We start from the raw sequence: 26,139 nt of genomic DNA, 5'->3' as shown, positions 1-26,139 counted from the left end.
GATCCGCACGGCTTTCCCAAAATCGAGATGCGCCCCCTCACCCCCGAGGAGGAGGCGCGCCGGCGCAAGCGCTCGATCGCGATCGCCCTGGCGCTCGGCGCCATGGTGCTGCTGTTCTTCGTCCTGACGATCGCCAAGCTCGGGCCGCAGATCCTGAACCGGCCGCTCTGATGAGCACACCGAACACCGACAGGACGATGCTGCGCACCGCCTTCGCCTGCGGCGGCATGGCCGTGGGCATGATCGGCCTCGCCTTCGCGTCGGTGCCGCTCTACGACGCGTTCTGCAAGGCGACCGGCTACGACGGCACGCCGCGCCAGGGCCCGGCGCTCACCGCCGGCGTCGCCACCGACGACAGCATGGTCGTCCACTTCGACACCAACGTGTCTTCCTCGCTGCCGTGGCGGTTCAAGGCCGAGTCGCGCCGGGTCGAGGCGCATCTCGGCGAGACGAAGACCGTCTTCTTCCAGGTCAAGAACACCGGCACGACGCCGTCCACCGGCGTGGCGACCTTCAACGTGCAGCCCGGGCTGATGGGCAGCTACTTCGTCAAGATCGAGTGCTTCTGCTTCAAGGAGCAGACGCTCCAGCCGGGCGAGACGCTCGACGTGCCGGTGGTGTTCTACATCGATCCCGAGATGCGCAAGGATACGAACACCGCGCATCTCTCCGAGATGACGCTGTCCTACACCTATTTCGCCTCGAAGAACGGCGAGCCGGTCACGGCTGCGGTCGCCAACACGAGCACACCCGGAAACAAGCGGGATTTCTGACCGCGCCGGGATTTCCCGGTGCGCGAAGCGTGACAACACGCGCCCGCCTCCGCTAAGGGTGCGGGTAGACCGGACGGGCCGGATGGCCCGAATTCGGCGTTCAGGGTAAGCGGACCGCGAGCCGGCGACGGCGCAGGACCGACGGGGTCGAGGAGAGACGGGTAAGATGGCCGAGGCGCACGCCAAGAATCACGACTTCCACATCCTCGCACCGAGCCCTTGGCCGCTCATCGGCGCCTTCTCCGGCTTCGTGATGGCCTTCGGCGCCGTGTTCTGGATGAAGAGCCTGCAGATCGGCACGCTCACCCCCGGCCCCTACATCTTCGGCGCCGGCTCGCTCGGCGTGCTCTACACCATGTTCTCGTGGTGGAAGGACGTGGTCCACGAGGCCAACCAAGGCGACCACACCCGCGTGGTGCAGCTTCATCACCGCTACGGCATGATGATGTTCATCGCCTCCGAGGTGATGTTCTTCGTCGCGTGGTTCTGGGCCTATTTCGAGGCGGCGCTCTACACCGCCGACCCGATCCAGGCCTCGCGCGTCGGCTTCACCGGCGGCGTCTGGCCGCCGAAGGGGATCGAGGCGTTCGACCCCTGGCACCTGCCGCTGCTCAACACCCTGATCCTGTTGACCTCCGGCACCACCGTGACCTGGGCCCACCACGCGCTGCTCCACGACGACCGCAAGGGCCTGAAGTACGGCCTGTGGCTGACCGTGATCCTCGGCGTGCTGTTCACCGCCTGCCAGGCCTACGAGTACGGCCACGCGCATTTCGGCTTCGCCGGCAGCATCTACTCGTCGACCTTCTTCATGGCGACGGGCTTCCACGGCGCGCACGTCCTCATCGGCACGATCTTCCTTGGGATCTGCCTGTACCGCGCTTATCTCGGCCAGTTCACGGTCAAGCAGCATCTCGGGTTCGAGTTCGCCGCCTGGTACTGGCACTTCGTCGACGTGGTGTGGCTGTTCCTGTTCGCGGCGATATACGTCTGGGGCTCGGGCGCCGGGCACGCGGCGCACTAAGCGCGATCGGGCAGGATCCCCTGTGACGCAGGGGGGACATGCGTCGAAGGGCGGCTCCGGCCGCCCTTTTTCGTGTCCGGGCACCCATATCCTCGGTGAAGCCGACACGTGGTGCATCGCTGCGGGGCTTCACGTCATGCAAGGAACCTGAGCTTGGCCCGGACCTACACGCCACAAGCACCGATCTCGACCGGCCTGCGCGGCCGCTGCCCGCGCTGCGGCGAAGGCCACATGTTCAAGGGGTTCCTCACCGTCGCCCCCGCCTGCGAGGTCTGCAGCCTCGACTACGGCGCGTTCGATTCCGGCGACGGGCCGGCCTTCTTCGTGATGTCGATCGTCGGCATCCTCGTGGTCGGCCTCGCCCTGTGGATGGAGATCACCTACCAGCCGCCGATGTGGGTCCACGCGCTGGTGGCCGGATCGCTCTCGATCGGCCTCAGCCTGATCCTGGTCCGCCCGCTGAAGGGCATGCTGCTGGCCCTGCAATACACCAACAAGGCCGAGCAGGGACGCTTCGAGCCGTGACCGCGGCCGAGACCGCCTCGCGGACGCGCCCCGGCGCGATCCGCGACCTTGTCCCGCCGGCGCTCGCGACGCTGATGGCACTCGCGATCCTCCTCGGCCTCGGGGTGTGGCAGCTCGAGCGCAAGGGCGAGAAGGAGGCGCTGATCGCCCGCATCGTCTCGCGCTCGCAGGCCGAGCCGGTGCCGCCGCCCGCCGACTGGAACCCGGCGCACGACGAGTTCGAGCATGTCCGCGTCGGCGGCCGCTTCCTCAACGATCGCGAGACGCTGGTCCACGGGCTCGCGGCCGGCGAGACGCCGGGCCGCGCGCAGCAGGGCTACTATGTGATCACGCCGTTCCGGCGCGACGACGGCTCGATGGTGCTGGTCAACCGCGGCTTCGTGCCGACCGAGCTGAAGAACCAGGCCGACCGCCGCGACGGGCTCGTCGAGGGCGACACCACGATCGTCGGCCTGATGCGCGGCAGCGAGCCACGGACGATGTTCGTGCCGGCGCCCGATCCGGTGCGCAACGAGTGGTTCAACCGCGACGTGCCGGGCATCGCCGCGGCGCGCGGCTTCCCGGAGGCCGCCCCCTACCTGATCGAGGCGGATGCCGCGCCCGGCAGCCGGACCTGGCCGCGCGGCGGGCAGCTCCGGGTCGACCTGCCCAACAACCATCTGCAATACGCCTTCACCTGGTTCGGCATCGCCGCCTGCCTGCTCGGCGTCTTTTCCGTGTTTGCCTGGAAGCGCCTGCACGAGCCGGACGCGCCTTCCGGCGCCTGAGGCCGGGCTTGCGGCGGCGGCGACGCCGGCTACACTCGCTGCGTCCCATGGCGGAGTGATCCGATGCGCAGCTGGCTCGCCCTGTTCCTCGCCCTCGCGTTGACGTCGGCGCACGCCGCCGACGACGGCGCCCGCGAGGCGGCCCGCGCGGCGATCACCCGGCAGGCCGAGGCGCTGGTGCGCGACGACGCCGCCACCGCCTACGCCCAGGCCGCCCCGGCGATCCAGGGCATGTTTCCGACCGCCGACGTGTTCCTCGGCATGGTGCGCAACAACTACCGGCCGGTCTATCGGCACCGCACCTTCGTGTTCGGGCAGATGCAGGACCTCGGCGACGGGGCGCTTTCGCAGGACGTTGCGATCCAGGATGAGGACGGCGTCGACTGGACCGCCGTCTACAGCCTCGAGCGCGGCGCCGACGGAGCGTGGCGCATCAGCGGCTGCCGGCTGGTCAAGGCCGAGGGCACGAATGCCTGAACCCGCCTCGGCGGTCTTCGACACGCCCGACCGCATCGTGTAGAGGGGGCGCCTTCCCCGGAGGCCCCCGTGCTGCACGTCTCGACCCGCGGATCCGCCGCGCCGCTCTCGTTCTCCGATGCCCTGCTCGCCGGGCTCGCCCGCGACGGCGGCCTCTACGTGCCGGAGGCGTGGCCGACCTTGTCCGCGAGCGAGATCGCGGGGCTGGCCGGCAAGCGCTACGCCGACGCCGCCAAGCTGGTGCTGCGCCCCCTGATCGACGGCGAGATCGCGGATGCCGACCTCGACCGGATGATTGAGGAGGCCTACGCCACCTTCCGCCACCCGGCGATCTGCCCGCTGACCCAGCTCGACGACAACCTGTTCCTGCTTGAGCTCTTCCACGGCCCGACGCTCGCGTTCAAGGACGTGGCGATGCAGCTGCTTGGGCGGCTGATGGACCACGTGCTCCGCGCCCGCGGCAGCCGCGCCACCATCGTCGGCGCGACCTCGGGCGACACCGGCAGCGCCGCGGTCGAGGCCTTCGGCGGGCTCGACCAGGTCGACATCTTCATCCTGTTCCCGCACGGCCGCGTCTCGGAGGTGCAGCGCCGGCAGATGACCTCGGTCGACGCGCCGAACGTCCACGCGCTCGCGGTCGACGGCAACTTCGACGACTGCCAGAACATGGTGAAGGCCATGTTCCAGCACGCCGACTTCGCCGACGCGGTGAAGCTCTCGGGCGTCAACTCGATCAACTGGGCCCGCGTCGCGGCGCAGGCCGTGTACTACTTCACCAGCGCGGTCGCGCTCGGCGCGCCGCACCGCAAGGTGTCGTTCGCGGTGCCGACCGGCAACTTCGGCGACGTGCTGGCCGGCTGGGTCGCCAAGCGCATGGGGCTGCCGATCGAGCGCCTGATGATCGGCACCAACGCCAACGACATCCTGGCGCGCACCCTCGAGCACGGCGTCTACGAGCTGCGCGGCGTCCAGGCCACGACCTCGCCCTCGATGGACATCCAGATCTCGTCGAACTTCGAGCGGCTGCTGTTCGAGGCGCTCGATCGCGACACCGCTTCGCTCGGCCGCCTCATGTCCGGGCTCAAGCAGTCCGGCGGCTTCAGCCTCGACGAGGGAGTGCTCGCCAAGGTGCGTGCCGAGTTCGACGCCACCGCCGTGTCGGAGCCCGACGTGATGGACGAGATCGCCCAGACCCACGCCGCCACCGGGCACGTGCTCGATCCCCACAGCGCCATCGGCGTGCGGGCCGCCCGCCGCCTGCTGCGGCAGGACCCGGCGACCCCGGTGGTGGCGCTGGCGACCGCGCACGCCGCCAAGTTCCCCGACGCGGTGAGCCGCGCCACCGGCGGCCTTCGCCCCGCCCTCCCCCCGCATCTCGCCGACCTGATGGACCGGCCCGAGCGCATGACGCGGGTCGGCAACGACCAGGCCGCGGTCGAGGCCCTGATCCGCGACCGCGCGCGCATCACGAGGGGCGCATGAACCAGCACTTCGCCACCCACGCCGCCTCTCCGGGCCTGCGCATCACCACCCTCGACAACGGCGTCACCGTCGCGACCGAAGCGATGCCGGGCGTGGCCACCGCGACGCTCGGCGTCTGGGTCGGGGCGGGATCGCGCCACGAGCGCCCAGACGAGAACGGCCTGAGCCACCTCATCGAGCACATGGCGTTCAAGGGCACGCGCACGCGCTCGGCCCGGGCCATCGCCGAGGACATCGAGAACCTCGGCGGCGAGATCAACGCCGCGACCTCGGCCGAGGGCACGAGCTACACCGCGCGGGTGCTCGGCGAGGATGTCGGCACCGCGCTCGACGTGCTCGGCGACATCCTGACCGATTCCGTGTTCGACGCGGGCGAGCTCGCCCGCGAGAAGGGCGTGATCCTGCAGGAACATGCCGGGATCGAGGACACGCCGGACGACGTGGTCTACGACGCCTTCACCGAGGCCGCCTTCCCCGGGCAGCCGATCGGGCGCCCGATCATCGGCCGGCCGGAGACCATCCGGAGCTTCGACGAGGCCGGCATCCGCGCCTACCTCGCCCGCGAATACACCCCCGACCGCTTCGTGGTCGCCGCCGCCGGCGCCGTCGAGCACGAGGCCTTCGTCGCGTCGGCCGAGCGCCATTTCGGCGCCATGCCGAGGTCGAGCGCGCCCGAGGCGATCCCCGGGACCTATGCCGGCGGCGAGCGGCGCATGCCGAAGAAGCTCGAGCAGGCCAACGTGGTGATCGGCCTGCCCGGCCTGTCGTTCCGCGACGACGCCTACTACGCGCTGCACATGTTCTCGCAGGTGCTCGGCGGCGGGCTGACCTCGCGGCTCTGGCAGGAGGTGCGCGAGACCCGTGGCCTCGCCTACGAGATCCAGGCGTTTCACTGGCCGTTCTCCGATTGCGGGCTGTTCGGCATCGGCGCGGCGACCTCCGGCGCGGACCTGCCCGAGCTCGTCGAGGTGACGCTGTCGGCGACCGCGCGCGCGGCACGCGACCTCGACACCGTCGAGATCGCCCGCGCCAAGGCGCAGCTGAAGGTCTCGCTGCTCTCCGCGCTGGAGACGCCCGGCGGCCGGATCGAGCGCAACGCGCGCCAGATCCTCGCCTGGGGCCGCGTGATCCCGGCCGAGGAGGTGATCGCCAAGGTCGACGCCGTCACGGTGGACCACGTGCGCGCGGCCGGCCTCGCGGTCCTCGCCGGGGCGCCGACGCTCGCCGCCATCGGCCCGATCAAGAAGCTCCCGTCCCTCGACCGGATCACGGCGGTGCTGCGCGCCGCCTGAGCGAGACTGGGGACGACACGCCCGCGCTGCGACCGAAAACTTGTTTTGGCCGCAAAAGCGGGCGATCCCCGGCCCGGACGATCGCGTATGCCAGCGGTGGGTGACGCCGGCCGCCGGGCCTCTGCCGCCTTGCTCCAGGTTAATCCCGCCTCTACCACTGCGCGGAACCTGAGCCGTACTCGCCGCCGTACCCGGCCGGAACACTCGCCCGTTGCGCATCCCCGCCCTTTATCTGGCACTCTTCTGCGGCCTTCTGCTCAGCGGTTCCGCTCGGGCCGTGGAGGCGGTGCGGGTCACCCTCGACGCGCCGGTGATCGACCTGACGACGGCGATCGAGCGCTACCGCTCGGACGGCGACCTGATCCAGATCTCGACGGCACCGGGCAAGGACGGCATCGTCCGCCGCATCGTCGTGAAGGCGCGCGATGCCGGCGCGCGGCCCGACTGGATGGTGTTCGCGCTCACCAACGACACCGACGAGCAGATCGAGCGCATCCTCGTCGCGCCGCATTTCCGGCTGGTCGATTCCGGCGTGGTCTGGCCCGATCTCGGCGGCTCGCGCATCGCGGCGATCACCGCGAGCCAGGGCATCCGGCCCGAGCGCAACGAGAACCCGGAAGCCGACGAGTTCGTCATCACCCTCGATCCCGGCACGACGATCACCTACGTCGCCGAGCTGCGCGGCCCGAACATCCCGCAGGTGCACCTCTGGGATCAGGACGCCTACCGCAAGAAGGCCGCCGGCCTGACGCTCTACAAGGGCATCATCATCGGCATCAGCGGCCTGCTGGCGCTGTTCCTCACCATCGTCTTCGTGGTCAAGGGCGCGATCATCTTCCCCGCGGCGGCCGCGCTCGCCTGGTCGGTCCTGGCCTATGCCTGCATCGATTTCGGTTTCCTGCAGCGGGTCTTCCCGGTCACCGAGCTGGCGGAGCGGGTCTACCGCGCCTCGGCGGAGGCGGTGCTGGCCGCGACGCTGCTGGTGTTCCTGTTCGCCTACCTCAACCTCTCGCGCTGGCACGTGCGCTACAGCCACGTCGCGTTCTTCTGGCTGACCTTCCTGGCAGGGCTCGTCGGCCTCGCCCTGTTCGATCCGCCGGTGGCGGCGGGCGTCGCGCGCATCTCGATCGCCGCGGTCGCCGGGGTCGGGCTGCTGCTGATCGCCTACCTCGCCGCCCATAACGGCTACGACCGCGCCATCCTGCTCGTCCCGACCTGGACGCTGCTCGTCGTCTGGGTCACGGCCGCCGGCTTCGCGGTGACCGGCCAGATCGGCAGCGAGCTGACCCAGCCGGCGCTGATCGGCGGCCTCGTGCTGATCGTCATGCTGATCGGCTTCACGGTGATGCAGCACGCCTTCGCCGGCGGCGGCCTCACCCACGCCCTCGTCTCCGACACCGAGCGGCGGGCGCTGGCGCTCACCGGCGCCGGCGACGTGGTGTTCGACTGGGACGTGCCGGGCGACCGGGTCTTCGCCGGCCAGGAGATCGAGGTCCAGCTCGGCCTCAAGCGCGGCGCATTGGAGGGGCCGGCCGCGAACTGGCTCGGGCTGCTGCACCCGTTCGACATCGAGCGCTACTCGGCCACCCTCGACACCATGATCGAGGAGCGGCGCGGCCGCATCGTCCACGATTTTCGCCTGCGCACCTCGGGCGGGGCCTATTACTGGTACCGCCTCAAGGCCCGCCCGGTGATCGGCAACGACGGCGAGGTGATCCGCATCGTCGGCACCATCGCCGACGTCACCGAGATCAAGACCGCCGAGGAGCGCCTCCTGCACGACGCCGTGCACGACAGCCTCACCGGCCTGCCGAACCGCGAGCTGTTCGGCGACCGTCTCGATGCCGCGATCGCCTTCGCGAGCCAGGACCCGCGGCTGAAGCCGACGGTGATCGTCCTCGACATCGACCGGTTCAAGGGCATCAACGACGCGATCGGCCTCTCGGCCGGCGACTCGATCCTGCTCACCCTGTCGCGCCGCCTCGGCCGCCTGCTGCGGCCGCAGGACACGCTGGCGCGCGTGGCCGGCGACGAGTTCGCGGTCATCCTGCTGTCGGAACGCGATTCGGACCGCATCCTGGCCTTCGCGGAGATGATCCGCCGCGCCATCGCGACGCCGATCACCTATGCCGACCGCGAGATCTTCCTCACCGTCTCGATCGGCCTGGCGCTGCACGAGACCGGCGCCAGCCTCAAGCGCGACGAGGTGTTCAAGAACGCCGAGACCGCGATGGTCCAGGCCAAGCGCGGCGGCGGCGACCGCATCGAGGTGTTCCGCGCCGACATGCGCGCCGAGCGCTCGGACCGGCTGATGCTGGAGAGCGACCTCCGCCGCTCGCTCGAGCGCAACGAGATGAAGGTGCTGTTCCAGCCGGTCGTCCGCCTGGAGGACCGCACGGTGGCCGGCTTCGAGGCGATCCTGCGCTGGGATCACCCCAAGCTCGGGCGCATCCCGCCGGCCACCTTCATGCCGGTCGCGGAAGAGAGCGGGTTCGTCGTCAACCTCGGGATCTTCGCCCTCGAACGGACCGCGCTGGAGCTCGCCGCATGGCAGCGCTCGCTCGAGGTCGACCCGCCGATCTTCGCCTCGGTCAACGTCTCGTCGCGCCAGCTGCTGCGGCACGACCTGCTGCACGACGTGAAGACGGTGCTCGCCCGCTCCGGCGTGATCCCGGGCTCGCTCAAGCTCGAGCTCACCGAGAGCCTGGTGATGGAGAACCCCGAATACGCCGCGCAGATGCTGACCCGCATCCACGATCTCGGCGCCGGGCTCTCGCTCGACGATTTCGGCACCGGCTACTCGGCGCTGTCCTACCTGCAGCGCTTCCCCTTCGACACGATCAAGATCGACCAGTCCTTCGTCCGCCAGATGGCCTCGGGCAAGACGGCGATCCTGCGCTCGATCGTGCGGATGGCCAACGAGCTCAACCTCGCCATCGTCGCCGAGGGTGCGGAGTCCGAGGCCGACGCCCAGGCCTTAGCCGAGCTCGGCTGCGACTACGCGCAGGGCTACGCCTTCGGCGAGCCGATGACGATGCTGCAGGCCCGCCAGCTCGTGGGGGCGGCACCGGAAGCCGCCTGATCGCGGTTTCATCCCCAGGTCGATTGCTCCGGCGTCCCGAACTCTTGCACCCCCGTCCCGTGGTCGCCCTTCGCGTTGAAGCTAAGCTTTCGGCAGCCTACGGCTCGATCGCCGGCCGATCCCGCAGAACCATGCGCGGACGGAGGGCCGATGGGGCTGTCGACATCATGAAAAAACTTCTCTTCTCCGCCGAAGGCCGGATCGGGCGCGCGACCTTTTGGAAGGGCATCCTCGGCTCGGTGTTCGGCGCCATCATCGTCGCGTCCGCGCTGAACTACGTGCTGGCCCAGATGATCCCGAACGAGGCCGCCGCAGGGGAAGGCTTCAAGGTCGATGGGCCGGCAGCGATCCCGTTCGTAATCCTGAACCTCCTCACCACGGTCTTCATCGTCTGGTCGTCGGTCTGCCTCGGGATCAAGCGCTACCACGACCGCGACAAGCCCGGCGTCTGGGTGCTGCTCTCGCTCATTCCGCTCGGCAACCTCTGGTACTTTATCGAGACCGGGTTCCTGCGGGGCACGGTCGGCCCGAACACGTTCGGCCCCGACCCGCGCGGCCGCGGCCTCGCGACGTCCGCGGGCCTGTCTCCGGCGATCTGACGCCGCGCGATCGACGCTGCGACGATCGCGAATCGGTGACGTCGCAGCGTTTCCGCGCGACGATGCGCACCCATTTCGGTCGGCGCCGGGTGCGCAGCCGAATTTTTAGAAGGCGGACGGGCGCCATGCTCGCCCGTCGCCGACCGGAGGAATCGGCGCGTGACAACCGCGATTTAAGCCTCCCTTAACCATGCCGACGGAAGGTTGTGTGGAGAAATGGCAGGGCGCACGACGCCCCTGCCGCGTGCTGGAGAACGGTGATGGCCGAAGCGGCAAGGCGGTTTCGCGAGACGAGCGGATCCGATGTGGTACGCCGGCTGATCGCGCGCCCGATCCGCCTCGACCCGCCGCGAAGCGCCGCGCCGACCGCGTACGCAATGCCGGCTTATGAGCCGGCCGACGCCCGGCTCGAGACCGCGTTCGCCACCTCGGAGCACGAGATGGCGGCCCTCGAAGACCTCGAATTCCAGGACGGGACCTTCGACGGCGAGCCGGAGGAGGACGTCGTCGAGCGGCTTCAGGCCGAGATGGCGGTGATGAAGGCCATCCTGATGGCCGAGCGGGCCGAGGCGGCTTCCCTGCGCGCCCGGATGGCGCTGCACGTCGAGCCGGAGCCGATCGGCGCGGAGGCGCGTGCCACCCGCGAGCGCTGGGCCGGCATGGTCGATCGCCTGCTGATGTCCCCGCGCTGATCGCCGCCATCCTCATGACATTCGGGAGACGACCATGAGCGCGCGCTGCTCGCTCGTCGTCAACGGCAAGTCCGTCCGCATCGCCACCGGCGACACCCCGCTCGATGCGGCGGTCGCCGACGGCATGATCGCGACCGCCCAGGCGACCCACGGCGCCGCCGTTCCGGGACAGGGAGCGACTCCCGGGGCGCGCCGCGTCCCGGGCCGCCGCGAGCGGGTCGACCCGATCAAGCTGGCGCTTCCGGCCGGCCCGTCGATCCACGCGCACGCGGAGGAGCCGGCCCCGGCGGTCGCGATGCGCACCGGCACCGTCACCGAGGTCCGCGCGCTCACCGCGCATGTGATCGAGCTCGTTGTCACGGTGAGCAAGGACCTGCCGCTCGGACCCGGCGCCCAGGTCGCGCTCGCGCTCGACGGCGTCGGCCTTCGCACCCTGTACCCGACGCTGCGCGTCGACGGCTCGGCGGAACTCAACGAGCTGGTGTTCCATCTCGCGCGGGACGAGGACGGCTGGTCGCTCGCCGATTCGCTGCCGCTGCATTCCGAGGTGAAGATTCGCGGCCCGGTCGGACGGGCGCAGTACCGCCCCGGCGGCGGGCGCCTCGTGCTGGTGTCGGCCGGCTGCGGCTTCGGGCAGATCTGGTCGATCGCCCGCGCCGCCCGCTACATCGAGCCGACACGCGACCTCTGCGTCGTCGTCGGCGCGCGCGATCCGCTGGATCTCTACATGCGCGAGAGCCTGGAATGGCTGCGGGCCACGGGCGTAGGGCGCATCGTGCTCAGCGCCGACCGCAGCCGCCAGCGGCCGCCGGACGTGCGGCCCGGACCGCTCACCGCCCACCTGCCGGCTTTGCGCGCCACGGACGTGGTGCACGTGGCCGGCGACAGCTCGACGGTCGGCGCGGTGCAGGTTCTCGCGGCTGCCGTCGGCGCACGATGCTATCCGGTCCTGGTCGACGCGTAGATCGCCCAGGCGCCCGCCTCGTTCTCGCTTTGCGACACAAGCCACCCTGAGCCTGAGCGGCTGGCGTGTGCAGCGATTCTCTTGAAGGCGCCCGCCCTTCCCTCCCCCGCAGGGGGGAGGGAAAAACCGCGGCGAGAGGCGTCCCCCTAGACCTGCACCCGCCAGATCTCCTGCGCGTATTCCCGCATCGACCGGTCCGACGAGAACCAGGCCATCCGCGCCGTGTTGCGGATCGCCTTGGCCCACCAGCCGGCCTGGTCCTTCCAGGCGGCGTCGATCTCGCGCTGGACCCGCCAGTAATCGTCGAAGTCGACGGTGAGCAGGTACTGGTCGCGGTGGCGCAGGTCGTCGGTCAGCGGCCGGAAGCGGTTCGGCTCGTCCGGCGAGAACCGGCCCGAGGCGATCATGTCGAGGGCGGCGGCCAGGCGCGGCGAGGCCTGGATCGCGTCGCGCGCGTAGTTGGTCTCGGCGATGCGGGCCTGAACGCCGGCGGCGTCGAGCCCGAAGATGAAGATGTTGTCCGCACCGACATGGTCGCGGATCTCGATGTTGGCGCCGTCGAGCGTGCCGACCGTGAGCGCGCCGTTGAGCGCCAGCTTCATGTTGCCGGTGCCCGACGCCTCCATGCCCGCGGTCGAGATCTGCTCGGAGAGGTCGGCGGCCGGAATGATCGCCTCGGCGAGGCTCACCGAATAGTTCGGCAGGAACACCACCTTCAGGCGGTCGGCGACCTCGGGGTCGTCGTTGACGGCCTTGGCCACGTCCAGCGCCAGCTTGATGATCAGCTTGGCCTGGCTGTAGCTCGGGGCCGCCTTGCCGCCGAAGATCTTGACGCGGGGCGTCCAGTCCTTGTGGGGCTCGGCCTTGATCGCCTGGTAGAGCGCCACCGTCTCGATGACGTTGAGAAGCTGGCGCTTGTATTCGTGGATGCGCTTGATCTGCACGTCGAACAGCGCCGAGGGGTCGACGTCGATCCCGGTGCGCTCGGCGATGATCCCGGCCAGCGCCTGCTTGCGGCTGAAGCGGGCCGCCGCGTAGCGCTTCACGAAGGCCGGATCCTCGGCGAAGGCGTCGAGCCCGCGCAGCAGGCCGGGATCGTCGAGGACGCCGGGCCCGACCGCTTCCACCGCGAGGCGGGTCAGGCCGGGATTGGCGTTGTGCAGCCAGCGGCGGAAGGTGATGCCGTTGGTCTTGTTGACGATCTTGTCGCCGTCGAGCGCGTGCAGGTCGCGGAACACCGTCGAGCGCATCAGATCGGTGTGGAGCGCCGAGACGCCGTTCACCCGGCGCGCGCCGTGGAAGGCCAGGTGCCCCATCCGCACCCGGCGCCCCTGCGATTCGTCGATCAGCGAGACCGAGGCGAGGTGGGCGGCGTCGTGGCGGCCGTGGCGGCCCTGCTCCTCGAGGTGCATCCAGTTGATCAGGTAGATGATCTGCATGTGGCGCGGCAGCAGCCGCTCCATCAGCTCCACCGGCCAGGTCTCGAGCGCCTCCGGCAGCAGGGTGTGGTTGGTGTAGTTCAACGTGTTGGTCGTGACGTGCCAGGCATCGTCCCACTGCAGCCCGTGATCCTCCAGCAGGATGCGCATCAGCTCGGGCACGGCGATGGCCGGATGCGTGTCGTTGAGCTGGATCGCGGCGTGGTCGTGCAGCAAGCGGACGTCGCCGCGCTCGGCCACGTGCCGCCGGACGAGGTCCTGCAGCGAGGCGGAGGTGAAGAAGTATTCCTGGCGCAGGCGCAGCTCCTGGCCGGCGGTCGACGAGTCGCTCGGGTACAGCACCCGCGAGATCGCCTCGGCGCGCATCCGGTTGGAGACCGCGCCGACATGGTCGCCGCCGTTGAACTGCGCCAGATCGACCGGCGCCTCGCTTTCGGCCTTCCACAGGCGGAGCGTGTTCACGGTCTTTCCCCGCCAGCCGACGACGGGCACGTCGTGCGCCACCGCGAGCACCGTCTCGGCCGGATGCCAGTGCCGGCGGATCACGCCGTCCGAGACCGCCGCCATGGTGACGTGGCCGCCGAAGCCGATCGCGTAGGTCGCGTCCGGACGCACGAACTCCCAGGGGTTGCCCTCCGCGAGCCAGGTCTCGGGTGCCTCGCGCTGCCAGCCGTCCTCGAAGGTCTGGCGGAACAGGCCGTGGTCGTAGCGGATGCCGTAGCCGATCGCCGGGATGCCGATGCTCGCCATGCTCTCCATGAAGCAGGCGGCGAGGCGGCCGAGGCCGCCATTGCCCAGAGCCGCGTCGGGCTCGGCGCCCTCGACGGTGCCGAGGTCGACGCCCAGGCTCTGCAGGGCGGCACGCGTGGTCTCGACCAGGCCGAGATTGTTCATCGCGTCCGACAGGAGCCGGCCGATCAGGAATTCGAGGGAGAGATAGTAGACCCGCTTATTCGGTACCGACGGGTCTGCGGCCTGGCAGGCGTCGACGATCCGGTCGCGCAGCGCGAGGGCGGTGGCCGCGAACCAGTCGCGCTCCCGCGCCGTCTCGGCAGACTTGCCGATCGCGTAGGCGAGCTTGGCGCGGATCGCTTCGCGGAGGTCGGCGACGGCATCGCCCGAGGCGGGCTGCGCCGGCTTGTCCCACACCTGCGGTTCACGGAACGGCACGGTGCTCGTCCGATCCGGCGCGTCGGATCGCTCGTCGCCGGGTACGGGTGCCAAGATAGCGTCTTTCAGCACGTGCAATCCCCCATCGTCGGCCCCGGCGCGTCTTCGCGTCTCGGGAGCGCCGCTTGCGTTCGTCGGCGGCGATCGACCCCTGTCCCGGATCGACGATCCTGCGGTCGCTCACCGGTCTTGTCGAGGCGTCGCTGAGGCTCGATCCCGTCGATGGCGGCGATCTGATTCGCCTTTGTGTCCTTTCAGACACAAGCACCGTCGCACCGAAACCCGACAGGACTTTGTCACGCCGGTGTTGAACTCCGGGTGAACCGTACCCCCGTCGCCTCCCGCCGGCGAAAACGCTAAAGCCGAGCCTGTCAACTTCGGGGATATCGCTCATGGCCGGCACGGTCTGGTGGAAGCGCGGCACGGTCTACCAAGTCTATCCGCGCTCCTTCCAGGACACGGACGGCGACGGGATCGGCGACCTGCCCGGCATCACCGCCCGGCTCGAGCATCTCGCCTGGCTCGGGGTCGACGCGGTCTGGATCTCGCCGATCTACCCGTCGCCGATGACCGACTACGGCTACGATGTGGCCGACTATTGCGGGATCGACCCGCTGTTCGGCACGCTGGCCGACTTCGACGCCCTGGTCGCGGAAGCGCATCGGCGGCGGCTGAAGGTGATTCTCGACTTCGTGCCGAACCACAGCGCGATCACGCATCCCTGGTTCGCGGAAAGCCGCGCGTCGCGCACGAACCCGCGGCGCGACTGGTACATCTGGCGCGATCCGGCCCCGGATGGTGGGCCGCCGAACAACTGGCTCAGCAACTTCGGCGGACCGGCCTGGACCCTCGATCCGGCCACCGGGCAATACTACTACCACGCCTTCCTGAGGGAGCAGCCCGACCTGAACTGGCGCAACCCGGCGGTGCGGGCGGCGATGCACGACGCCCTCCGGTTCTGGCTCGAGCGCGGCGTCGACGGGTTCCGCGTCGACGTGATCTGGCACCTGATGAAGGATGCCGGATTTCGCGACAATCCGGCCAATCCCGACTTCTCGCCCGAGCAGCCGGAGATCAACCGCTTCGCCCAGGTCTACTCCGCCGACCGCCCCGAGGTGCTCGACGTCATCGCCGAGATGCGCGCGGTGCTGCGCCCCTACGGCGAGCGGGTGCTGATCGGCGAAATCTACCTGCCGATGGAGCGGCTGATGGCCTATTACGGCCCGGACCTCTCCGGCGCCGACATGCCGTTCAACTTCCAGCTGATCCAGACGCCGTGGAGCGCGGAGGCGGTGTCCGACCTCGTCGAGAACTACGAAGCCGCGCTGCCCGACGGCGGCTGGCCGAACTGGGTGCTCGGCAACCACGACCAGCCGCGCATCGCGGCCCGCGTCGGGGCGGACCAAGCGCGGATCGCGGCGATGCTGCTGCTGACGCTGCGCGGCACGCCGACGCTGTATTACGGCGACGAGATCGGCCTGGCCCACGTGCCGATCCCGGCCGACCGCGTCCGCGATCCGTGGGAGCGGAACGAGCCCGGACACGGCCGCGATCCCGAGCGGACGCCGATGCAGTGGGACGGCGAGGTCCATGCCGGCTTCTCGACGGTGGAACCGTGGCTGCCGCTCTCCGACGATGCGGCGGCCCGGAACGTCGACGCGCTCCGCGACGATCCGACCTCGATCCTCACCCTGTACCGGCGCCTCCTCGCGCTGCGGCGCGAGCACGCGGCGCTTTCGGTCGGCGCGTATCGCGGCATCGCGACCGAAGCGGCCGACGTGTTCGCCTATGAGCGGTTCGGCGATGACGGCGCGTTCCGCATCCTGCTGAACTTCGGCGGCGCCTCGCACACGCTGGCCCTGCCCGCCGACGAGACCTGGACGGTGCTTCTCTCGACCCGCGGGCATCGTGGCGGCGATGGCGCGGTCGCTTCCATCGCGCTCGGGCCGGACGAGGGGCTGATCCTGCAGAAGCGCTGAAACCGCGAACCTAAATGCCGCAGTTCAATGCGATGAACCGCGCATTAACGATCTGCCTGGCCTAGATTGTGCGTCGCAGCGGAAACCCGGCGGAGCACGAGGGCGTTGGCAATGTCGAGATCGGCTGCGGATGGAACGGTGCGCCAGGACCGATCCGCACGGCGCGGAAACCCATCGATGGTCGAGCCCCACGCGTACCACCCGGCCGCCGCGAACCTCGATCGGCCGATCCTGACGCCGTCGCACGCCCTGCCCGACCTTCGCACCGCACTCCAGCCCCGCATCCTCTACGCGACGCCGGAGATGGCCGATTTCGTGAAGACCGGCGGTCTCGGCGAGGTCGCCGGCGCGCTGCCGCGGGCGCTGCGCAAGCACTACGACGTCCGCGTCCTGATCCCCGGCTACCGGCAGGTGGTCGACGCGTTTCCAAACATGCCCGTCGTGGCGCGGCTCGACGGCTTCGCCGGCGTCCCGCCCTGCGACCTCGGCCTCGTCGAGACCGGCGACGGACTACGCATCTACGTCCTGCTCAGCCCCGGCCTCTACGAGCGCGACGGGACCCCCTACGGCAACGCCGACGGCGACTTCCCCGACAACGACCTGCGCTTCGCCCGGCTGAGCCTCGCCGCCGCCGAGATCGCGCAGGGCGCCGACCCGGCCTGGGCGGCCGATCTCCTCCACCTCAACGATTGGCAGTCGGCCCTCGCCCCGGCCTATCTCGCCTGGCGCCGGATCCGCGTGCCGAGCGTGCTGACGATCCACAACCTCGCCTACCAGGGCCTGTTCCCGCGCGAGACGATGGCGCGCCTCGGCATGCCCGAGGACGCCTTCGACATGAACGGCGTCGAGTTCTACGGGCAGCTCTCGTTCCTCAAGGCCGGCCTGTACTACGCCACCCACGTCACCACCGTGAGCGAGACCTACGCCCGCGAGATCCTGACGCCGGATTCGGGCTGCGGCCTCGACGGGCTGCTGCGCACGCGCGCGGCGCAGGGGCGGCTCGCCGGCATCCTCAACGGCATCGACGAGAGCTGGGACCCGCGCACCGATCCGCACCTCGCGACGCGGTTCGAGGCCGACGACTGGAAGGGCAAGCGCGCCAACGCGGAATCGGTGCGGCGCCAGTTCGGGCTCGCGGTCTCGCGCGGGCCGCTCTTCGCCATCGTCTCGCGGCTCGTGCACCAGAAGGGCATCGACCTCTCGATCCAGGCGGCCGAGACCATCGTCGCGGAGGGCGGGCAGCTCGTGGCCATCGGCCAGGGCGAGGCGCGGTTCGAGGATGCGCTGCGCGGCCTCGCCCGGCGGCACCCCGATTCGGTCGGCGTCCATGTCGGGTTCGAGGAGCGCGACGCGCGGCGGATGTTCGCCGGAAGCGACTTCCTGCTGATGCCGTCGCGTTTCGAGCCGTGCGGCCTCGCGCAGATGTACGCCCAGCGCTTCGGCTCGCTGCCGATCGTGCGCCGCACGGGCGGCCTCGCCGACACGGTCGAGGACGGCGTCACCGGCTTCACCTTCGCCGACACCTCGTCGAAGGGCTTCACCGGGGCCGTCCGCCGGGCGCTCGACACCTTCGGCCAGAAGAAGCGCCTGAACGCCATGCGCCGCACGGCGATGTCGCGCACCTTCGGCTGGGACGATGCCGCGGCCAATTACGGCACCCTCTACGGCCGCGCCTTCGGCAACGGCGCCGCCCTGCGCTGGCGCGCGGCCTGACCGGAGCCGCCGCTCACAAAGCCACGATCGGGACCACGACGAGGCCGAGGGCCGCGACGGCGACCGCCGCGTAGCGGACGAGGCATCGGGGGGGCGCGACGCCCGCCTCGGCATCGGGCCTCAGGACCAGCGCGAAGATCGGCAGGATGGGCAGCAGGTAGCGTCCCTGGGGCCCGTCGATGCGCGGATCGCCGACATTGGTCCAGCTAAGATACTGCGAGATCAGGACGAGCCATAGGGCGAGCGCCGCGGCGAGCACCAGCAGCGCGAGGGTGGCGCCGCTTCCGGGGGCTCGCCCGGTGCCGGCCAGGGCCGCCGCGAGGGCGAAGATCCACAGCGCGTGCAGCACTGCCGGAAGGTGGCGGTCGTGCCAGCACAGGATGCCGACGACGCCCTCGGTCATCGTCGCGGCGTGCTTCACCGTCAGCAGGAAGCGCGCCGGCACGGTCAGGAAGCGCATCGGCTCCGCGATCAGCACCCGAAGCTGCGCCGCCGGGTCGGTGCCGTGGAAGGTGGCCGGACGGTCGCCGGGCCAGAGCGGGCCGGCCTCGTAGGGCGGCCGGGGAACCGGGGTCGCGATCGTCGCGGTGGCGTATGCGGTCCAGAGCACGGCCGGCAGGACGACCGCCACGACCGCAGCCAGGCGCGAAAGCAGGCCGGCGCCGATCCGGTGCCCGGTTCCGCGCGGGAGCGGCAGGAGCAGGATCAGCGCGATCGGAGCGTAGGGCGGCTTCGCCAGGAGGATCAGCGCGATCAGGATGGCGGCGCCGGCGAAGCGTCGCCGCGCCCGCGGGTCGTCCGGCTCATGGGTGAGCAGCGCGACGGCCAGGATCGCGACGGCGACGATCAGCCCGTCCTGGTTGAACGAGGCGGCGAGCGACAGGGTCATCGGCAACGCGAGGAGGGCGAACAGCCAGGCCCGGCCGCGGCGTGCCACCGCGAGGGCGCAGAGGCCGATCAGCGCGTAGGCCGCCACGTCGAACAGGCGCCCGAGCCGGGCGGTGGCCCGGGCCGACAGGTCGAGGGCATGACCGATCCCAAGGCCGGCGGCCGACGGCAGGTAGAAGACGGGGAAATAGGTGGCGATCGTGTAGAGCGGCGCGAAGGCGCCGGTCCGGCGCCAAGGGCCGGTGCCGACGGCAGGATCGACGGGCGGCGCCGCGATCTTGGCGTTGTCCGGCATGCGGGTGCGCGCCAGCTCTTCCCAGACGGGATCGACCCGGACGCCCGCCGCCATCGCGGATCGCCCGTCGGGGCCGACGATGGTCTCGCGATGCCCGACGATCTGCCCGTCGACGAGGCTCGCCGCGCGCATGAGGTGGGCGGGCTCGTCCGCCACCTCGCCGAGGGGGATCGCCAGCGCCAGCACCAGGCAAAGCGGCATCGCCAGGAGCAGGAACGCACCGAGCCAGAGACGGAGGTCGTCGGCTGCGCGGCCGGAAACCGAGCCGAGGGTCATCGCTCGGCGCCCTCGAACGGCCCGAGCGCGCTGCGCAGCCTCATCGTCAGGCCGAGGGTCGCCGCGATCCCGATCCCGAGGAGGATCGGCGAAAGCCATGCCGTTCCGCCAGTCGCGGCCAGGACGCCGCTGCGCCCGGCCGCGCCCGTGAGGACGCAGACGAAGAGGCCGGGCAAGGCTGCGAGCGTGCCGATGGCGTAGGCACCCGCGTGCACGGTGGTGAGGCTCAGGGCGAAGCTCGTCGGCGCGAACGGCAGGATCGGCGACAGGCGGATCAGGCCGACCGCCTTCCAGCCGTCGGCAACGATCATCCGGTCGATGGCAGCCAGCCGGCGGCCGCCCGAAACCCAGCCCGCGAGGTGCGGGCGGAGCCACGACCGGCCGATGGCGAAGCTCGCGCCCGCGCCGAGCAGCGTCCCCGCCGTCGCGAGGGCGAAACCGAGGCCGGGCCCGTAGAGCGCGCCCGCCGCGACGCCGATGAGGGAGGCCGGCAGGATCCCGACGGTGGCGACGAGGGTCTGCGCGAGGACGAGGCAGGCCCATCCGGCCACGCCGAAGGCCGCACCGGCGCTCATCGCTGCGTGGAGCAGGTCGAGGATCGTTCCGGGGAAGACCGCTCCGAGCACGATCGGGACCGCGATCGCGGCCAGCAGCACCCCGCCCGCCAGGACGAGGCGGGTGCGTGCGGCGTTCATCGCCGCGGCGTCCCGGTGGGGGCGAAGAGCGGTTCCCGGCGGATCCCGAGGCGGTGCAGGCGGTAGGCGAAGGCCGTCCGCAGCACGCCGAAGCCGTAGACGACGCTGCGGCGGAAATTGATCGACGAGGCTTCGGGGAAGTACCGCGTCGGGCAGGAGATCTCGCCGATCCGGAACTCGGCCTGCATCGCCAGGGCGAGCATCTGGTTGTCGAACACGAAGTCCTCCGAGCAGCGGTCGAGGGGGATCGTCTCGATCACCGTGCGGCTCCAGGCGCGGTAGCCGGAGTGATATTCCGAGAGCTTCTGGCCCATGAGGAGGTTCTGCAGCAGCGTCAGCACGCGGTTGGCGACGTACTTGTACCGCGGCATGCCCCCGACGAGGGCGCCCTTGCCGAGGATGCGGGAGGCGAGGACCGCATCGTACTCGCCCGAGACGATCATCGAGGCCATCGCGGTGACCAGGCGCGGCGCGTACTGGTAGTCGGGGTGGAGCATGACGACGATGTCGGCGCCCCGCGCCAGCGCCGCCTCGTAGCAGGTCTTCTGGTTGCCGCCGTAGCCGCGGTTGCGCTCGTGCCGGATGGTGTGGATGCCGAGGCCCTCGGCGATAAGGGCGGTCCGGTCGCGGCTCGCGTCGTCGATCAGGATGATGTCGTCGACGATGTCCTTGGGGATGTCGTCGAACGTCTTCTGAAGGGTCGCGGCCGCGTTGTAGGCCGGGAGGACGACGGCGATCTTCTGTCCGTGAAGCATGGATCCTGCTGACGTCGGCGCGCTTCGGGACGGTCCGTCGCGCTTGTGGTCGGGTCAATCGGCGCGGCGCAGCCGCGCGAGAAGGGCGGGAACGGCGCCGCCGAGCAGCGCCGCCGCGTGGACGACCTGCCCGGCCTCACGCAGGGACCGGCGACGCAGCGCCAGGGCGAGGCGCAACGGGATCTGGACCGCGAAGGTCGCCGCCAGCAGGGCGAGGGCGGTCGCCGCACCCTGGTGCTTGGCCGCATAGAGGATGCGGCTGCGCTGGATGTAGAACAGGCGCCGCGCCCTCACCTGCCGGGTCGTCCCCTGGCCGTCGTGCCGGACCGTCGCCTCGGCGACGTGGCGCACCGTGAAGCCCGCATCCCAGGCGCGGGCGCAGAGATCGACATCCTCGTAATAGACGTGGAAGCGCTCGTCGAAGCCGCCGAGCCGTTCGAACAGCGACCGGCGGATCAGCAGGAAGGCGCCCATCACCTGGTCGACCGGACCGGACGCGGCATGGTCCCACTCCGTCATGAAATGCGTCGGCACCCGGCTCGGCATCACCCGGTCGAGATGAAGCTCCTGGCCGATCAGGCTGCCCGCGGTCGGGCGCCTTGCGCACATCCGCTGCACACGGCCGGCTTCGTCGACGAGCTGTGCGCCGACGATGCCGACCGTCGGATCGGCGTCGAGCGCCGCCAGCGCCAGACGCAGCGCATCCGGCCCGACCTCGGTGTCGGGGTTGAGGAACAGGATCGCCGGCGCCCGGCCGACCGCCGCGCCCTGGTTGCAGGCGCGCCCGAACCCGGCATTGTCGGCGTTCCCGATCACGGTGAGGCGCAGGTCCGGCCGCTCCAGGCCGTCGGCGGAGCCGTCGGTCGAGGCGTTGTCGACCACGACCACGTCCGTGGCGGGATCGTCGCCGGCGGCGGCCAGGCTGGCGAGGCAGGCGCGCACCAGGGCGCCGCCGTTCCAGTTGACGATCACGACGTCGATCGCAGGCCGTCGATCGGTGCGGGGCGTCGTCATGGCGCGTCGAAGGGGCGGCCGAGGCGGCCGCGGAGACCATCGAGCACCGCCCCGGCCAGCCGCCGCAGCACCGCCGGGCGGTAGCCGCTGTCGCGCCAGTACAAGAGGGTCTGCACCGGGAGGTAGGCGACCTGGCGCAACTTCCACGGCAGCGGGATGTGCCGCAGGCGCCAGCCGTAGACGGAGTTGCGCAGGTAGGTCGCCATGCGGAACAGCGGCTGGCGCGGCGTCTCGATGCCGAGCGCGCGGATCGTGCCGCCGCCGACGCGGTGGCCGATCGCGGCGTCCTGCGCCATCCAGCAGCCGTAGCCCACATCCCAGGCGCGAAAGCACCATTCGAGCTCGACGCCGTCGATGAAGTAGTCCGCCCGGAACGGCCCCACGGCGCGGAACGCCGCCACGTCGACGAGCGAGCCCGAGGTCGCGAGGAATTCCACCGGCACCAGCGTGCCGACGGCCGCCTGCCGGGGCCGGCGCCGAAACCGCGGCGGCTTGGCCTCGGCGTTTGCGCGGCCCGGTACCGGTCCGATCACCGCGCAGGGCCGATTCTCCGCACGGAGCCGCGTGCGGGCATCGGCGAGCGCGCCGATCATCTCCGGCCCGACCTGCGCATCCTGGTCGAGCAGGAGGACGCCGTCCGCGCCGACCCGCGCCGCGGCCTCGACGACGCCGTTGAGGGCGGCGGCGATGCCGACGTTGCTCCCGGCCGACAGCAAGCGCACGCCGGCCGCCTCGAGCTTCATCCGATTTACGGGGCCGAGGCCGCCATTGTCGAAGGCGAGGACCGGATGCCGGCTGCCGGCATAGCGTCGGACGATGTCGTCGACCTGGTCTCGGCTCGGGTGGAACAGGGTCAGGCCGATGGCCAGCATCACGCATATCCAGGACAGGCCGCGGCCGGCCTGCGGCCCGAGCCGATAACGGAAACGCACGCCCGAGGCGAGGCCCGGGCCGAGGCTCGGGCCCAGGCCCAGGTATAGGTGCGATCAGCGCTGGCCGAAGGTCGGATCCTTGAACAGGTCCTTGTGCTCGCGGGGCTGCGAGCGCCAGTACTGCTTGGGCGCGCGCACCGTCTCGCCGAGCGCGGCCGCCGCGTGCCAGGGCCAGCGCGGATCGTAGAGCAGGGCGCGCGCGAGCGAGATCGCGTCCGCCCGGCCCTCGGCGAGGATCGCCTCGGCCTGGTCCGCTTCGGTGATCAGCCCGACGGCGATGGTGGCGAGCCCGGTCTCGGCCTTGATCCGCTCGGCATAGGGCACCTGGTAGCCAGGCCCGAGCTTGATCGCCTGCTTCGGCGAGACGCCGCCGGTCGAGACGTGGATCGCGGGGGCGCCGGCGCGCTTCAGGCGCTGGCCGAGCTCCACGGTCTCCTCGAGGTCCCAGCCGTCCTCGACCCAGTCGGTCGCCGAGACCCGCATCCACACCGGGTGGCCTGCGGGCACCACCGCCCGCACCGCCTCGAACAGCTCGAGCGGGAACCGCATCCGGTTCTCGAGGCTGCCGCCGTAGGCGTCGGTGCGCTGGTTGGCCAACGGCGAGAGGAACTGGTGCAGCAGGTAGCCGTGGGCGCCGTGCAGCTCGAACGCCTCGATCCCGAGGCGCACCGCGCGCTTGGCGGTCGCGACGAATTCGTCGCGGATGCGCTTGAGGTCCGCGCCGTCGAGGGCGTGCGGGGCCATCTCGCCGTCGCCGTGTGCCAGGGCGGACGGGGCTTCGGTGCGCCAGCCGTAGGGATGATCCGGCGCGATCTGCTGGCCGCCGTCCCAGGGCGCCCGGCTCGACGCCTTGCGGCCGGCATGGGCGATCTGGATGCAGACCGGGATCGGCGCGTACTCGCGGATCGCCGCCAGAACCCGACCGAGCGCGCGCTCGCAGCCGTCGGAGTACAGCCCAAGGTCCCACGCGGTGATCCGCGCCTCGGGCGACACCGCCGTCGCCTCCAGCGTCAGCAGCCCGGCGCCCGACATCGCGAGCTGGCCGAGATGCATCATGTGCCAGTCGGTCGCCTCGCCGTCGCGGGCCGAGTACTGGCACATCGGCGCGATCAGGATGCGGTTCTCCAGCGTCAGGTCGTCGAGCGTCAGCGGTTCGAACAGGCGGGCGGTCATCGGCAACTCCGGGTTGCGGGGGCATCGGCTGTGTGCCGCACTCTCGGGACGGACGCCAGCTCGCCGCCTCATGCCGGCCCTTCGCGCCGTAGCAGGGGGCGGCTCACCCCTCCCCGATCCCGCGGGCCTTCAGGCTCTCGCCGATCTCGTCGAGCACGCCGGCATCGTCGATGGTCGCCGGCATGGTCCAGGGCTCGTGGTCGGCGATGCGCTTCATCGTGGCGCGCAGGATCTTGCCCGAGCGCGTCTTCGGCAGCCGCTGGACCGTCAGCGCCAGCTTGAACGCGGCCACGGGCCCGATCTCGTCGCGGACCTTGGCGACGAGCTCACGCTCGATCTCCGCCGGATCGCGCGCGACCTGGGCCTTGAGCACGACGAAGCCGCAGGGCGCCTCGCCCTTGAGCGCGTCGCGGATGCCGATGACGGCGCATTCGGCGACGTCGGGGTGGGCGGAGAGCACCGCCTCCATCCCGCCGGTGGAGAGGCGGTGGCCGGCGACGTTGATGATGTCGTCGGTCCGCCCGAGCACGGTGATGTAGCCGTCGGCGTCGATCACGCCCGCGTCCGAGGTGTCGTACCAGCCCGGGAAGGTCTCAAGGTAGCTCGTGCGCATCCGGGCGTCGGAGCCCCACAGGGTCGGCAGGCAGCCCGGCGGCAGCGGCAGGCGGATCGCGATGGTGCCCATCGTGCCGGCGGGCACCGGCTTGCCGCCCTCGTCGAGCACCTGCACGTCGTAGCCCGGCATCGGCACGCAGGTGCTGCCGTGCTTGACCGGCAGCATCCCGAGGCCGACCGGGTTGCCGGCGATCGGCCAGCCGGTCTCGGTCTGCCACCAATGGTCGATGACGGGCCGGTCGAGCACCCGCTCGGCCCAGGCGACCGAATCCGGGTCGGCGCGCTCGCCGGCCAGGAACAGGGTGCGGAAGCGAGAGAGGTCGTGGCCGGCGACGTAAGTGCCCTTCGGGTCTTCCTTCTTGATCGCCCGCAGCGCGGTCGGCGCGGTGAACAGGCAGACGGTCCCCGTCTCGGCGACGACCCGCCAGAACGCGCCGGGATCGGGGGTGCCGACCGGCTTGCCTTCGTAGAGCACCGTGGTGCAGCCGTGCAGGAGCGGCGCGTAGACGATGTAGGAATGCCCGACCACCCAGCCGATGTCGGAGGCGCAGAAGTAGGTCTCGCCGGGCTGGACGCCGTAGAGGTTCGGCATCGACCAGGCCAGCGCCACGAGGTAGCCGCCGGTGTCGCGCACCACGCCCTTGGGCTTGCCCGTCGTGCCGGAGGTGTAGAGCACGTAGAGCGGGTCGGTCGCCGTCACCGCGACGCAGTCCGTCGACCGTCCCGAGGCCGCGGCGACCGCCTCGGCCCAGTCGCGGTCGCGCCCCTCGACGAGGCTCGCGGCCGCTTGCGGACGCTGGAGGATCAGGCAGGCGGCGGGCTTGTGCTTGGCCGCGGCGAGCGCCGCGTCGAGCAGCGGCTTGTAGGCGACCAACCGGCTAGGCTCGATGCCGCAGGAAGCGGCGAGCACCACCTTCGGCGCCGCGTCCTCGATCCGGACGGCGAGCTCGTTGGCGGCGAACCCGCCGAACACCACCGAATGCACCGCGCCGATCCGGGCGCAGGCCAGCATGCCGAACAGGGCTTCGGGCACCATCGGCATGTAGAGGATCACCCGGTCGCCGCGCACCACTCCGAGGTCGCCGAGTACCGCCGCCAGGGCGGAGACCTCGCGGAGCAGCTCCGCGTAGGTGATCGCGCGCTTGGTCCCGGTCACCGGCGAATCGTACCGGATCGCGACCTGGTCGGCCCGGCCGGCCGCGACGTGGCGGTCGACCGCGTTCCAGCAGGCGTTCAGCGATCCGTCCGGGAACCAGCGGCCGTAGGGGCCGGAGGCGGCGTCGAAGGCCCGCGTCGGCCGGGTCGCCCAATCGATCGCCCGCGCCGCGTCGAGCCAGAACCCCTCGGGATCGCGCATCGCGGTGGCGTGCACGTCGGCATAGCGCGACGGCGCATCGGCGGAGGGGTCGGTCGGCATGGCGGCTCCTCGGGGCGACCTCTTCACGGGGCGCCTTACGGGGCGAGCCTAGCAGACTCGCGCTCGCCGCAGGATCGGCGGACCGCACAAAAAAGCCGCGC

Annotated in this window: 22 protein-coding genes; 14 read left to right on the top strand and 8 right to left on the bottom strand. The window is 70.9% G+C overall.

What is annotated here, in order from left to right; translation table 11 throughout:
- The first annotated feature begins 27 nt into the window (after nucleotides 1-27).
- The 12 genes from ACFZ8E_RS06545 (at nucleotide 28) to ACFZ8E_RS06490 (ending at nucleotide 11,677) form a co-directional block, all read left to right on the top strand.
- Nucleotides 28-171 (top strand): hypothetical protein, encoded by a 144-nt coding sequence (locus tag ACFZ8E_RS06545; protein ID WP_243945782.1) that lies wholly within the window; start codon nucleotides 28-30, stop codon nucleotides 169-171.
- Nucleotides 171-773 carry a cytochrome c oxidase assembly protein gene (locus ACFZ8E_RS06540; RefSeq protein ID WP_405042373.1) on the top strand — a complete coding sequence of 201 codons (603 nt, stop codon included), beginning with the start codon at nucleotides 171-173 and terminating at the stop codon, nucleotides 771-773. The genes ACFZ8E_RS06545 and ACFZ8E_RS06540 overlap by 1 nt, the downstream gene beginning before the upstream one ends.
- A gap of 166 nt (nucleotides 774-939) precedes the next feature.
- Nucleotides 940-1,797, top strand: coding sequence for a cytochrome c oxidase subunit 3 (locus ACFZ8E_RS06535; protein WP_147725199.1), 858 nt, complete (start codon nucleotides 940-942; stop codon nucleotides 1,795-1,797).
- A 153-nt stretch (nucleotides 1,798-1,950) separates the two neighbouring features.
- The gene (locus ACFZ8E_RS06530; RefSeq protein WP_243945786.1) at nucleotides 1,951-2,322 is read left to right on the top strand and encodes a DUF983 domain-containing protein; all 372 of its coding nucleotides are present in this window, start codon (nucleotides 1,951-1,953) and stop codon (nucleotides 2,320-2,322) included.
- Nucleotides 2,323-2,396: 74 nt separating this feature from the next.
- A complete protein-coding gene (locus ACFZ8E_RS06525) occupies nucleotides 2,397-3,089 on the top strand; it encodes an SURF1 family protein (protein ID WP_405044332.1) in 693 nt (230 codons plus the stop codon).
- Between the two features lie 63 nt (nucleotides 3,090-3,152).
- Nucleotides 3,153-3,566: a DUF4864 domain-containing protein gene (locus tag ACFZ8E_RS06520; RefSeq protein ID WP_243945788.1), complete on the top strand. Its 414-nt coding sequence runs from the start codon at nucleotides 3,153-3,155 to the stop codon at nucleotides 3,564-3,566.
- A gap of 69 nt (nucleotides 3,567-3,635) precedes the next feature.
- The gene (gene thrC / locus ACFZ8E_RS06515; protein WP_243945789.1) at nucleotides 3,636-5,048 is read left to right on the top strand and encodes a threonine synthase; all 1,413 of its coding nucleotides are present in this window, start codon (nucleotides 3,636-3,638) and stop codon (nucleotides 5,046-5,048) included.
- Nucleotides 5,045-6,340, top strand: coding sequence for a pitrilysin family protein (locus ACFZ8E_RS06510; protein ID WP_147841369.1), 1,296 nt, complete (start codon nucleotides 5,045-5,047; stop codon nucleotides 6,338-6,340). The genes thrC and ACFZ8E_RS06510 overlap by 4 nt, the downstream gene beginning before the upstream one ends.
- 211 nt (nucleotides 6,341-6,551) lie before the next feature.
- On the top strand, nucleotides 6,552-9,422 hold the full coding sequence (locus ACFZ8E_RS06505; RefSeq protein WP_405042372.1) for an EAL domain-containing protein: 2,871 nt from the start codon (nucleotides 6,552-6,554) through the stop codon (nucleotides 9,420-9,422).
- A gap of 167 nt (nucleotides 9,423-9,589) precedes the next feature.
- Nucleotides 9,590-10,021 (top strand): DUF805 domain-containing protein, encoded by a 432-nt coding sequence (locus ACFZ8E_RS06500; protein WP_187274633.1) that lies wholly within the window; start codon nucleotides 9,590-9,592, stop codon nucleotides 10,019-10,021.
- 260 nt (nucleotides 10,022-10,281) lie between these two features.
- Nucleotides 10,282-10,713 carry a hypothetical protein gene (locus tag ACFZ8E_RS06495; RefSeq protein ID WP_243945790.1) on the top strand — a complete coding sequence of 144 codons (432 nt, stop codon included), beginning with the start codon at nucleotides 10,282-10,284 and terminating at the stop codon, nucleotides 10,711-10,713.
- A gap of 34 nt (nucleotides 10,714-10,747) precedes the next feature.
- Entirely contained in the window at nucleotides 10,748-11,677 is a 930-nt protein-coding gene (locus ACFZ8E_RS06490; RefSeq protein WP_405042371.1) for a ferredoxin--NAD(+) reductase, read from the top strand.
- A gap of 146 nt (nucleotides 11,678-11,823) precedes the next feature.
- On the opposite strand, the gene ACFZ8E_RS06485 is transcribed toward ACFZ8E_RS06490, so the two are convergent.
- On the bottom strand, nucleotides 11,824-14,286 hold the full coding sequence (locus tag ACFZ8E_RS06485) for a glycogen/starch/alpha-glucan phosphorylase (RefSeq protein WP_405044331.1): 2,463 nt from the start codon (nucleotides 14,284-14,286) through the stop codon (nucleotides 11,824-11,826).
- Between the two features lie 392 nt (nucleotides 14,287-14,678).
- Between ACFZ8E_RS06485 and ACFZ8E_RS06480 the strand changes: the two genes are divergently transcribed.
- On the top strand, nucleotides 14,679-16,265 hold the full coding sequence (locus ACFZ8E_RS06480) for an alpha-amylase family glycosyl hydrolase (RefSeq protein WP_405042370.1): 1,587 nt from the start codon (nucleotides 14,679-14,681) through the stop codon (nucleotides 16,263-16,265).
- A gap of 177 nt (nucleotides 16,266-16,442) precedes the next feature.
- Complete coding sequence (gene glgA / locus ACFZ8E_RS06475; RefSeq protein WP_147725216.1) at nucleotides 16,443-17,978, top strand: glycogen synthase GlgA; 1,536 nt, start codon at nucleotides 16,443-16,445, stop codon at nucleotides 17,976-17,978.
- Nucleotides 17,979-17,991: 13 nt separating this feature from the next.
- On the opposite strand, the gene ACFZ8E_RS06470 is transcribed toward glgA, so the two are convergent.
- The 7 genes from ACFZ8E_RS06470 to ACFZ8E_RS06440 all read right to left on the bottom strand — a co-directional run bounded on the left by ACFZ8E_RS06470 (nucleotide 17,992) and on the right by ACFZ8E_RS06440 (nucleotide 26,038).
- Nucleotides 17,992-19,437, bottom strand: a complete 1,446-nt coding sequence (locus tag ACFZ8E_RS06470) for a DUF2142 domain-containing protein (protein ID WP_405042369.1) — start codon at nucleotides 19,435-19,437, stop codon at nucleotides 17,992-17,994.
- Complete coding sequence (locus tag ACFZ8E_RS06465) at nucleotides 19,434-20,132, bottom strand: TVP38/TMEM64 family protein (protein ID WP_405042368.1); 699 nt, start codon at nucleotides 20,130-20,132, stop codon at nucleotides 19,434-19,436. The genes ACFZ8E_RS06470 and ACFZ8E_RS06465 overlap by 4 nt, the downstream gene beginning before the upstream one ends.
- Complete coding sequence (locus ACFZ8E_RS06460) at nucleotides 20,129-20,887, bottom strand: glycosyltransferase family 2 protein (RefSeq protein ID WP_147858102.1); 759 nt, start codon at nucleotides 20,885-20,887, stop codon at nucleotides 20,129-20,131. Before ACFZ8E_RS06460 ends, ACFZ8E_RS06465 begins: the two co-directional genes overlap by 4 nt.
- Nucleotides 20,888-20,941: 54 nt before the next feature.
- A complete protein-coding gene (locus tag ACFZ8E_RS06455) occupies nucleotides 20,942-21,901 on the bottom strand; it encodes a glycosyltransferase family 2 protein (RefSeq protein WP_405042367.1) in 960 nt (319 codons plus the stop codon).
- Nucleotides 21,898-22,773, bottom strand: a complete 876-nt coding sequence (locus ACFZ8E_RS06450; RefSeq protein WP_405042366.1) for a rhamnosyltransferase — start codon at nucleotides 22,771-22,773, stop codon at nucleotides 21,898-21,900. Before ACFZ8E_RS06450 ends, ACFZ8E_RS06455 begins: the two co-directional genes overlap by 4 nt.
- 114 nt (nucleotides 22,774-22,887) lie before the next feature.
- Nucleotides 22,888-24,006: an NADH:flavin oxidoreductase/NADH oxidase gene (locus ACFZ8E_RS06445; RefSeq protein ID WP_405042365.1), complete on the bottom strand. Its 1,119-nt coding sequence runs from the start codon at nucleotides 24,004-24,006 to the stop codon at nucleotides 22,888-22,890.
- A 103-nt stretch (nucleotides 24,007-24,109) separates the two neighbouring features.
- Nucleotides 24,110-26,038 (bottom strand): AMP-binding protein, encoded by a 1,929-nt coding sequence (locus ACFZ8E_RS06440; protein ID WP_405042364.1) that lies wholly within the window; start codon nucleotides 26,036-26,038, stop codon nucleotides 24,110-24,112.
- Nucleotides 26,039-26,139: the final 101 nt, after the last annotated feature.

This window comes from Methylobacterium sp. HMF5984, from assembly GCF_045033435.1.
Taxonomy (GTDB): Bacteria; Pseudomonadota; Alphaproteobacteria; order Rhizobiales; family Beijerinckiaceae; genus Methylobacterium.
This window is presented reverse-complemented; position numbering and strand designations above follow the sequence as displayed.